Origin of the sequence: Paraburkholderia sp. NMBU_R16, from assembly GCF_013282575.1 — a bacterium.
Lineage (GTDB): Bacteria > Pseudomonadota > Gammaproteobacteria > Burkholderiales > Burkholderiaceae > Trinickia.
Window position 1 is genome coordinate 1 of the sequence record NZ_JAAAYE010000099.1, and the last position, 8688, is coordinate 8688.

Sequence of the window (8688 nt, forward strand, 5' to 3'; positions counted from 1 at the left end):
AGCTGCCAGGGAAGTCTTGCCCACCTGCCTCCACGGGCTGATTGCCAGCGCGCCAACACGAGCGCCCGATACCCGATCATGCCTCACGTGCGCGCCGGATAGCGGACGGCCTTCGCGAGGCGCTTACCCTTCATGTTTGGTACAACAGAAAGTGGCGTAATCGGATACAGCGAACTCGGCGACGGGCCGGACGTCTTTCGCGCGCTTCCGGGCGCGGGTATTGTCGAGATCGTCGACGAAGAAACGCACGACGTGATCGAGGTGACCTCCAAGAAAGGGAAATGTGTGGTCACGTCGCTGCTGCGTGTCGCTGCGCCCGCGATCCGCATCGACACCGGAGACTACGCCGAATGGATCGATGGTCCAGACGTTACGTCCAGACGCTTCCGCTTACTCGGTCGCAAATTTCCTTTTGTCCATACGCTTGGCGACGCCACGTTCAACGAAACTCACGTGTGGGCACTTATCCAAGCCGTAGGCAAGGATGTAGGTTTGGTCAAACTCCAGGCGGAAATCTATTCCAATCGAGTCGAAATCGTCTACACGTTGGCGGACGCGCCCCGACACGGGGACGCCGATATTACCGACGCGCTAACTGCCGCAACTCATTGCTGCCTTCCGATGCTGAATGACGCGGGCATTCCGATCTTCGTTCGACCGGAGCCGTTCTCTCACTTTGCCGAATCGACGCGGCGTAAAGGACGGTTGATCGTGGATTGTCGCGCGCCGCAAACGATATAGGTCGTCCTATCGGGCCTCTTCGCCGAGCGCCAGGCATTACATGTGCGGTAAGCGCACGAAGGTGACCGTGACGCATGCCGCAAGCGATATGGCGCGGCCGACCTAAACCGAACCCGCAATGTACTCACGCAGCCAGCGATGCGCTGGATCGCGATGCGAGCGCTCGTGCCAAAGCATCATCATCTCGTAGCCAGCTACTTCCAGCGGGGCTTCGACGATCCGCAACACGTCCGTGTTTTGCACGAGCCGCGCCGGTAGCATGGCGACGAGATCGCTGTTGGCGAGCACTGACATCACGAACGTGAAGTGCGGCACGGAAAGCACCACGCGGCGCGCCATGCCTTTCGCAGCCAGCGCTTTATCGGTTGCCGCGTGAAAACCACCGCCATCCGGCGACACGATCACATGCTCGAGCCCGCAAAACTGCGCGAGCGTGAGCCGTCTTTTGAGGCGCGGATGTCCCTGTCGGCCGACGAGCACGTAGCGCTCCGCAAAGAGCAGGCGGCTGCGCAAGCCGGCCGGTGCATTGTCACGCGTGTGGAACGCGAGATCGATTTGCCCCTCGGCCGCCTGCCGCGCGAAGTCCCCGGGCACCATCTCCACTACCGCGAGCCGGGTGCCCGGTGCTACCGCGCGCAGACCGCTCAGCACCGGTAGCAAAACCGTCATTTCGCTGTAATCGGTGGCGGCCACGCGCCACGTATGGTCGGCCAGAGCCGGATCGAACGGTGCAGCGGGCGCGATGGCATGTTCGAGCGCTTCCAGAGCACGCCGGAGCGGCTCGCGCAACGACTGTGCGCGCGCCGTCGGGCGCATGCCGCGTGCGCCCGGCAGCAGCAGCGGATCTCCGAATATCTCCCTGAGTTTGGCCAGATGGACGCTGACCGATGGCTGCGAAAGGTGGAGACGCTCAGCAGTTCGTGTGACGTTGCATTCCGAAAGAAGCACGTCCAGCGTCATCAGCAGATTCAAATCGAGCTTGCGGAGATTAACCACGTCAATACCTTGAATCAATGAAATTCATTTCCATTATGCCTCGGGCGACCACTATCCTGCCGACATTCCGCCAATCGAAAAAGGTGCCGTCATGAATGTCCTGATCGTCTATGCCCATCCGGAGCCCCAATCGCTGAATGGCTCGCTCAATCGTTTCGCTGTCCGCCACCTGCGCAACACAGGGCATGAAGTGCAAGTCTCCGATTTATATGCGATGAAGTGGAAGGCGACCTTGGATGCCGATGACTTCGTCGATCTCGAGCCGGGCGCTCGCTTCACCCCCTCGCTCGCTTCGAAGCATGCGTTCGAAAGCGGTACCCAACCGGACGACGTCGTGCGTGAGCAGGAGAAACTGCGTTGGGCGGATGCGGTCATTTTCCAGTTCCCGCTCTGGTGGTACTCGATGCCCGCGGTCATGAAGGGCTGGGTCGAACGCGTCTATGCGTACGGGTTCGGCTATGGCGTGGGCGAGCATTCTGATCGACGTTGGGGCGACCGCTTCGGCGAAGGTGTCATGTCGGGCAAGCGCGCGATGCTGATCGTGACGGCAGGCGGCTGGGAGTCGCACTACAGCGCTCGCGGCGTCAACGGGCCGATAAACGACCTGCTGTTCCCGATTCATCACGGCATCCTGTACTACCCCGGCTTCGATGTCTTGCCGCCGTTTACAGTCTTCCGGACCGGCAAGATCGACGACGCAAAGTATGCGTCGATATGCGATGCGCTGCGTGGCCGCCTCGACGAACTGTGGACCATCCAGCCGATTGCGTTTCGCCCACAAAATGGAGGCGATTACGCTATACCTGAGTTGACGCTGCGTGACGAGGTCGCGCCTGGCCAGTCGGGCTTTGCGGCGCATATCGCATAGAGCGGGGAGCTCAGGCACCGCATTGTCGGCAACAACCCGAGGCGAACGGGCATCAGGAAGCGGCGCTCGATGCGGGAGCCGCGAACGCATAGCGGCTCTTTCCTGTGCGTTTGACTTGATACATGGCTTCGTCGGCCGCGGCAATGAGACGATCGTGATCGCTGATCGGATCGGGACAACTGGCGATGCCGATGCTCGCGGTCACGAAGCCGACGCCCAGACGGTCCGCCGTGTCGCTCACCGCTTTCATGAGTCGTTGCGCGATCGCGGCCAATTGCGTTTCGTTCACGAACTCCTGCACGAGCACGGCGAATTCGTCTCCGCCGATGCGCGCCACGACATCGGTCACGCGCAGCACGTGCTGAAATTGTTTCGCCACGGCGACGAGGAGCTCGTCGCCGGCACGATGCCCACGCGTATCGTTGATGCCTTTGAACCCATCGAGATCGATGTAGAGAACTGCAAACTTTCGGGGCCGGCCGTTCTCGGCCGCCTGCGCCGACTTTGCCGCGGCGAGCTCGATCGCATCGAGCAGTCTGCGCCGATTCGGCAAGCCGGTCAGGGCATCGTGCAATGCGGCCTGCTTGAATTCCCGCGATTCATGGGCCAATTGTCGGTTGCGCGCGGAGTACATGACGAGCGCAGTCATCAGCGCGCCGAAGAGCACCGCGGAGAGCACGATCAGTGCATCCGCCACGCGCGAGAGCCGCGTGCGCATATCCGCTGTGGTGCGATCGCGCTGGGCGCGCCAGTACGCCGCCGTGAAATCGAGCAGGGTGCGGGTATCCTCGAGCGTGGCGCTGGGAGAAATCGCGGACTCAGGAATGCGCGAGGTCTCGAACGGGCTCGCATTCACGAGCGCGGCAAGGGTTTTCAGGCGATTGTCGAGACTGGCGCGGGCAGCTTGATAGGCCGCGGCGGAAATATCGTCGATGTCTCGCGTTTGCGTGGCTTCGCTGACGGTGGTGCGCGCCGCTTCCGCGCGTTCGATCGCTTCGAACACGAGCCCCACGTATTCCTGTTTCAACTGATCCGAAAAGATCGCCTTGATTTGCAGTGCCAAAAAGAAAAAGCCGATCAGAAGAAAACTCAGCGAGGCAATGGCCATGACGCGAGGGCCGGCCCGCAATCGCGGGGCGGGGGCGAGCCCATCCCAAGGTCGCCACGGTGGCGGTGCGCTAGGGGCGACCGAAGGCGTCTGGCTGACGTCGTGTGCCATGGTGGCGATAGTTGGAGGGACGGAAAAACGCAGCGATCTTCCTGAAGGGATTGTGGCTCGTCTTGGCGCGGGCCGGCGCCTCCGCGCGCGTCGATACCGTCGCGCGTTTGGCCGGGGCCGGAGCGGGGCGGGGCGGCTCGGGCTGCGCCGCTGCGACCGCGGGCTGAGCGGGTGCCGGCGCGGCAGCTTGCGCAGGCCCGGCACGCTCGGTCAACTGCGGCGCGAATGTCGGCTGAGGCAGCACGATGCCAGCGCTCGCCTGGATCGTGGGTGGTCGATCGTTGAGCCGCAACGCGCGTCGCGCGCTTTCCATCGCATTCGCGTAAATGCGCTGATCGTGATTGAACCAGACGCCGTACGCCACGGTTCCCGCCACGCCCAGCGCGAGCGAGGCGGCCGAAACCGCCAATAGGGCAGGTCGCACGAACCCTGCGCGCGGCGCGCTCATCTGTTCCTCGAATCCAACGGCGGCGTGCGCATTCGGCCCGGCCCAATCGGGCGCCGCGCCGAGACTGCGGGATTCTTCTTGCGTCGTCTTGTACATCGCTTACTCCGACCCCGATAGTTGGCCTCATGTTCAAAATCGACGGGACAATTTAATCCGGCCGCGTATCGATGGCAACCCGATGGCTGGGCGATACGAACGATATGTCATCTGTGTGGCACGAAACACACAAGGAACATCATGCGAAGCGTCCGTTCGGCGGCATGGGGACGATCGTCTCGCGTATGTTCTCTTGGGCGTGCGAAGAGGTGCAAGGAGTGTGCCCGAACGCGCGGCGCCGCGCACTCGAGTATCGCCGAGGGAGTGCCGCCTATGCGGCCGTGATCGTCGAGTGGACCTTCGCTGCCGGTAGCGCGCGCATCGCCCACCGGCGCAAGTTCGGTTCGATCGGATCAATTGCCCCGTCCGATCGAACGGAGTGGTTCAGCTGCCTCCACCATAAAAGGCATTCATGCGATCGATGGTGCCGTCTTGCTGGGCACGCAGTAATTCTTGGTACACCTGCTCGCGGGTTTTACCAACGAGCGCGCCGCTGCCGCTCATGCCGCCCGTCGTACCGCCGACGGATTCGGTGGTCATCGCGGCGGTGTTGTCCGAGACCGACGCGTTTGCACCCGCATCGTCACCCGCCCAAGCCTGCGCGGCGCATAGCGCCAAAACAGTAACGGGAATTGCAATCAGTATCTTCATGGCGTTCTCCTACCGGTATTCATGACGGACCGACACTGCACCGTGCGGTGCCCTATGTGTCGGAGTTCGTGCCGCGCTGATCTCGGCACGTCTGAAATACTGGCAGGCCCGTCGTTCTATTCCCTTGGGCGTGCGCCTGTGGCGATGAATTTTTGTCCGCGTCGGGACAGGTCGCGGTTGCGTCGTGCCGCTACGCCGCGGCGGAGCCTGCCACCCGAACCGATTCGATCGTGAGTCCGACCACGCCCGCGAATGCTCGTGTCCCCGCATGCGAGGCATCGGCATCGGTTATCAGCGTCCACGGTCCTTCGATCGGTGCCCAATGCTGCTGACTGTCGCGATTCAGTTTGTCGGACGTGGCCAGCACATAGATGTGTGCCGCTTGCCGCATCAGACATTCCTTGAGTGATCGACCTCGATTCCCCTCTCCGCCATCATCTCCTCCAGGTTGCGCAAGCTCAGCGCGTACGCCACGTACCAACGTACGCACAGCAGAATCACCTCCAGCGGATAATGCATCCGCTTCAGCACTTTGCCCAACCCGGCCGGTAGCGTTGTTCGAGCTTTCGTCGTCTTTGCCATCATCGATGTCGTGCGTTTCGGTTCGCACCGATTCTACTCGTCCTCGTTAGTGCGACAGAACCCGAAACCCTGACCGGGTTGCGACCCATTGATATCCCACTCCGTTACGCGCAGCCGGAATAAAAGCATAGCGAGATGCGTTTTGTTCACATTGAGCATGCTACGAGACGTTCCGATGAAAACTTCCCCTTCCGCCAAATCCGGTTCGCGCACCGCAACTGCGGTGCAAAGGTACACGCGCGTCGCGATACTATTGCACTGGTCCATAGCAGTGCTGATCCTCGCAAACGTCGCGTGCGGCCTGACCGTTGCCCTGCTGCCCGACGGTACGCTGTCCGACGAGTCGATGCGCTGGGTGATCGACACGCATAAGTCTATTGGCATCACCGTACTGGGGCTCGCGTTCCTGCGCGTGCTCTGGCGCATAACACAACGCCCTCCGCCGCTGCCTGCCGAGTTCCCGGCGCGGGAGCGTGCGGCAGCGCATGCGGTACACATCGCGCTGTATGTGCTGATGTTTGCTATGCCTGTCTCTGGCTGGCTGCACGATTCTGCTTGGGTAGCCGCCGCTTCGCATCCCATGTATCTGTACGGCCTCTTTCAGTGGCCACGCGTCGGCTTCATCATGAACCTCGATCCTGCCACTAAGAACCAATTGCATGATCAGTTCGGTGCGCTGCATACGGCGTGCAGCTACGTGTTCTATAGCATGCTGGCGCTGCATGTCGCGGGCGCGTTGAAGCATCAATGGATAGACGGGCATTCGGTGCTGCGTCGGATGATACCGTGAACGACCCGCTCGATCAGGTGCTTGCGCGCATATCGCCACGCATCGCGCCGCCGCCTACACCGCTTGTCAGCATCGCGATTCATTTGAGTGTCATAGCGCTCTGGTGCGTGTTATTTGCACGCGCGTTCTTTCTGCAAGGCGTAGTCGCATGGGGGACCGGTATTGCCTATGTGATCTATGACACGCTGCTGCTCGGGTACGTTGCATGGCAGGCGCGTGCGCTCCTGCGCCCTGCCGGCGAGCCCGAGGAATTGGCCTTGTCGGCGAGGCCACCGGTGAAACAGCCGACGCTTGGTGTGATCGTCGCGGCACACAATGAAGCGTCGGTGCTGCCGATCACGCTTGAAGCACTGTTCTTGCAAAGACACGCGCCGCAGCAGATAGTGATCGCTGATGATGGTTCCACCGACGGCACCGCTGCGCTGCTCACGCAACATGATGGACTGACTGATCCAGGCGAAGGGCATATGAGTATGCCGTCGCGCGACTACCCGAACCTGCACTGGCTGAAGCTGCCGCACGGCGGTAAAGCGCGCGCGCTCAATGCGGCACTTCGCGCGATGGACACCGAGGCGGTGATGACAGTCGACGCCGACACGCTGCTCGAGCCCGACGCCTGCGCGGCGATGGCCGACGCGTTCAGCCGCGAGTCCGCTCTCGTGGCGGCGGCGGGACTGCTTACGCCGGTCTGCGACACGTCGCTGAGCGGGCGCTTTTTCCAATGGTTCCAACGTTATGAGTACATCCGCAATTTCATCTCGCGCTTCGCGTGGATGCGTGCAGATAGCCTGTTACTTGTCTCTGGCGCGTTTGCCGCGTTTCGGCGCGATGCCGTAATGGCCGTGGGCGGCTTCGATCCGTGTTGTCTTGTGGAGGATTACGAACTGATCCATCGGCTAAGGCGCTATTCTGTTTCCGCTGGGCTGGGCTGGGCTGGGACGTGCGCGTGATCGGTGCTGCCCGCGCACGCACAGACGCACCGGGTACGCTCTCAAGCTTTCTTCGACAGCGCCGGCGCTGGTTTGCAGGCTTCCTGCAGACGCAGTACTGGTATCGCGATATGACGGGGAATCGGCGCTACGGCAGGCTTGGGCTCATGATGCTGCCGGTGAAGGCATTCGACACTGTGCAGCCCATTTACGGTCTCACGGCGTTTTCGCTGTTACTCATCTTCCTCTTGGGTGGACATTTTGCGATCGTGCTGCCGGTGCTCGCCTTGATCTTCGGGAAGATCGCGATCGACCTCGCCTTCCATCTGTTTTCGGTGCATCTGTACCAACGCTGGACCGGCGATTGCACAACCTCCAGCTTCGGGATGGCGGTACTCGCAGCGATTTTCGAACCGTTTTCTTTTCAGCTGATGCGCCATGCCGGTGCTACGCTTGGATGGCTACATTTTCTGCTCGGGCGGCAAAGGTGGGGCGTGTCGAAGCGTACTGGCCTGGGCACCCATGGGAGTCGCAACCCGGCGGCAAAACCGCAATGACGCGTTTGTTCGATAGCGTGTCGTGAGTCCTCTCAGGACAGCGGTGCGATCCTTTCGGCTGGCACTCGTTCAAGAGGCTGCCAGCCGACAGAGGAGCGCTCGCTCACGAGCCGCGGTAGATCGAATCGTCAGCCTGTGCCGCACGCACGGGCGAGCCATTCGCGTTCGATGCACTCGCACCGCCAACATCGTTTGTCGATGCCGCTTCGCTGGCCGCGACCTTGGCTTCGGCTGCCTGAGTATCAGTCGGGTAGCTGGCATCGCCTGAAACCGGACGATAACCGGCGTTTTCGACGCGGATAAGGTCCGCACGAACTTCTGCGCGTGTAACCGGGCTGCTATCCGCTTGGGCGTGTGCTAAAAGCGGTGCGCTCACGATGCAGGAAATCAATGTAGCTTTGACGAGAGACTTCATGATGGGATTCCGAAATTCGATATGACTGGTACCCGCCGTACAGCGATCCAGCGGGGAATTTACGCTCAAACTTTCCGTCGATGCGTTAATGCATTCTGCGAGGCCACTGCTGCCCCCTTGCTGTCCGTTTGATTACATTCGTGTCATTTTCTCGATAGCGTAACTTTTGCGTCGTCGCGAAGGGACCCGCGATCAAGCGAAGCACCTCGTTGAGCTTAAGCTTGGCCGGCTGCTTGCGCTCGGTGAGAAAAGCAAGACGGGTCAATCGGACGTAAGCGGTAAGCCATGGGCGTTATAGAGTTCGCGTAAAGGCAATCGCACAATGCCGCCATTGAGTTCGCTCAGGAGGGGCAAGCGATGACGGCCTTCGCAAGAGAAGAATTGGAATCGGTGTGG

At 61.3% G+C, this 8688-nt stretch carries 8 protein-coding genes and 3 pseudogenes; 4 read left to right on the plus strand and 7 right to left on the minus strand.

The features are described from left to right. The first annotated feature begins 132 nt into the window (after positions 1-132). Positions 133-741 carry a hypothetical protein gene (locus tag GWC77_RS26105; protein WP_173261855.1) on the plus strand — a complete coding sequence of 203 codons (609 nt, stop codon included), beginning with the start codon at positions 133-135 and terminating at the stop codon, positions 739-741. 102 nt (positions 742-843) lie between these two features. Here the strand turns inward: GWC77_RS26105 and GWC77_RS26110 are convergent, their stop codons facing one another. After that, positions 844-1737 carry a LysR family transcriptional regulator gene (locus GWC77_RS26110; RefSeq protein ID WP_367949116.1) on the minus strand — a complete coding sequence of 298 codons (894 nt, stop codon included), beginning with the start codon at positions 1735-1737 and terminating at the stop codon, positions 844-846. A gap of 91 nt (positions 1738-1828) precedes the next feature. On the opposite strand from GWC77_RS26110, the gene GWC77_RS26115 reads away from it, so the two are divergent. Further along, entirely contained in the window at positions 1829-2605 is a 777-nt protein-coding gene (locus GWC77_RS26115) for an NAD(P)H-dependent oxidoreductase (RefSeq protein WP_173261857.1), read from the plus strand. A gap of 52 nt (positions 2606-2657) precedes the next feature. On the opposite strand, the gene GWC77_RS26120 is transcribed toward GWC77_RS26115, so the two are convergent. From GWC77_RS26120 to GWC77_RS26140, 5 genes and pseudogenes are all read right to left on the minus strand, one after another. Continuing rightward, complete coding sequence (locus GWC77_RS26120) at positions 2658-3713, minus strand: GGDEF domain-containing protein (protein WP_173261860.1); 1056 nt, start codon at positions 3711-3713, stop codon at positions 2658-2660. A gap of 70 nt (positions 3714-3783) precedes the next feature. After that, positions 3784-4368, minus strand: coding sequence for a hypothetical protein (locus tag GWC77_RS26125; RefSeq protein WP_173261862.1), 585 nt, complete (start codon positions 4366-4368; stop codon positions 3784-3786). A gap of 384 nt (positions 4369-4752) precedes the next feature. Continuing rightward, positions 4753-5019, minus strand: coding sequence for a DUF4148 domain-containing protein (locus GWC77_RS26130; RefSeq protein WP_173261865.1), 267 nt, complete (start codon positions 5017-5019; stop codon positions 4753-4755). 190 nt (positions 5020-5209) lie between these two features. Beyond that, positions 5210-5425, minus strand: a pseudogene (locus tag GWC77_RS26135) (DeoR/GlpR transcriptional regulator); the annotation flags it as partial. Then, positions 5422-5604 (minus strand): annotated as a pseudogene (locus GWC77_RS26140) (IS6 family transposase); the annotation flags it as partial. The pseudogenes GWC77_RS26140 and GWC77_RS26135, both read right to left, overlap by 4 nt. A 172-nt stretch (positions 5605-5776) precedes the next feature. Between GWC77_RS26140 and GWC77_RS26145 the strand changes: the two are divergent. Together GWC77_RS26145 and GWC77_RS26150 are read left to right on the plus strand one after the other, a co-directional pair. Next, a complete protein-coding gene (locus GWC77_RS26145; RefSeq protein WP_173261875.1) occupies positions 5777-6391 on the plus strand; it encodes a cytochrome b in 615 nt (204 codons plus the stop codon). After that, positions 6388-7877 (plus strand): annotated as a pseudogene (locus GWC77_RS26150) (glycosyltransferase family 2 protein). The gene GWC77_RS26145 and the pseudogene GWC77_RS26150 overlap by 4 nt, the downstream one beginning before the upstream one ends. 103 nt (positions 7878-7980) lie before the next feature. Here the strand turns inward: GWC77_RS26150 and GWC77_RS26155 are convergent. Beyond that, on the minus strand, positions 7981-8292 hold the full coding sequence (locus tag GWC77_RS26155) for a DUF4148 domain-containing protein (RefSeq protein WP_173261868.1): 312 nt from the start codon (positions 8290-8292) through the stop codon (positions 7981-7983). Between the last annotated feature and the right edge of the window lie 396 nt (positions 8293-8688).